Annotated in this window: 1 protein-coding gene and 1 pseudogene; both read left to right on the top strand. The window is 67.2% G+C overall.

The genetic code is table 11. The annotated features are described in order from the left end of the window. Positions 1-331: pseudogene (locus QZH66_RS16140) on the top strand (alpha-D-glucose phosphate-specific phosphoglucomutase); the annotation flags it as partial. Further along, positions 328-1,376, top strand: a 1,049-nt coding sequence (locus tag QZH66_RS16145) for a glucoamylase family protein (RefSeq protein ID WP_305806905.1), incomplete at its 3' end; no start/stop codon positions are given. The pseudogene QZH66_RS16140 and the gene QZH66_RS16145, both read left to right, overlap by 4 nt.

A 1,376-nucleotide genomic window follows, 5' to 3' on the forward strand; every position in this document is an offset into this window, starting at 1 on the left:
CCCGGCTGCCGACCGCGTCGAAGCCCCGGCGACCCCAGGGCAAAAGCAGCAGCTCGCGGCGCTGTCGCCAGCCCGGATCACGGCAACCGAACTGGCTGGAGAAAAGATCGATGCGGTCTTGAGCCAAGCACCGGGCAATGGCGCGCCGATCGGCGGCATCAAGGTCTGCGCCCCCAGTGGCTGGTATGCCGCCCGCCCGTCAGGCACCGAAGACATCTACAAGATCTACGCCGAGAGCTTCAAAGGTGCAGAGCATTTGCAACAGATCCTGCACGAGGCGCAAGCCACCGTCGATGCGGCGCTGGCACAGGCAGCGAAGGCGCCGCCATGAATGCGGCATGGCCCGAGCCGGCGTCAGCCCCGACGCCTGACGACGATGCGATGCTTGACCGCCTGCAGCGCCATGCGTTCGACTATTTCGTTCAGCACGCCAACCCGGTCAACGGCCTCGTGGCCGACACCTCGCGCCCCGACTCGCCTTCGAGCATCGCCACGGTCGGCTTCGCGCTGTCGGCCTACCCGGTGGCGGTCGAGCGCGGCTGGATCACGCGCGACGCTGCCGTGCAACGCTGCCTGGCGGCGCTGCGCTTCTTCTGGCACAGCGACCAAAGCGGCACCCCCGAATCGACCGGCTGCCACGGCTTCTACTACCACTTCCTCCACATGGACAGCGGCACCCGGACCTGGTCCTGCGAGGTGTCGCTGATCGACAGCGCCCTGCTGCTGGCGGGCATGCTCACCGCAGCAGCCTATTTCACCGGCCCTGACCCAACCGAGAGCGAGCTGCGCGAGCTCGCGCACGCCCTCTACCACCGGGTCGACTGGCGCTGGGCGCAGCGCGACGGCGCGGCCGTGGTGCACGGCTGGAAGCCCGAGGGTGGCTTTCTGAACTACGGCTGGGAAGGCTACAGCGAGGCCATTCTTCTTTATGTGCTGGGCCTGGGTTCACCGACCCATCCTCTGACCGACGCGGCATTCCAGGCCTGGACCGTCACCTACCAATGGGAAAACCTGTATGGGCACGACTTCCTCTATGCGGGCCCGCTTTTCATCCACCAGTTCTCGCACGCATGGCTGGATTTTCGCGGCATCCGCGACCGCTTCATGCGCCAGGTGCGCTCGGACTACTTCCACAATTCGGTCAACGCCGTGCAGATCCAGCGCGAGTACGCACGCCGCAATCCGTACGAGTTTGCCGGCTACAACCAGCACTGCTGGGGACTGTCGGCATGCGATGGCCCCAGTGACGCGCAGCCGTCGCGGCCGCAGGTGCCGCGACGCCGGTTCGGCTATGCCGCGCGCGGGGTGCCGTATGGACCGGACGACGGCACCCTGTCCGCCCCTTCGATGCTGGCCTCGCTGCCGTTCGCGCCCGA

It is taken from the genome of Stenotrophomonas sp. YIM B06876, from assembly GCF_030711595.1.
Lineage (GTDB): Bacteria > Pseudomonadota > Gammaproteobacteria > Xanthomonadales > Xanthomonadaceae > Stenotrophomonas.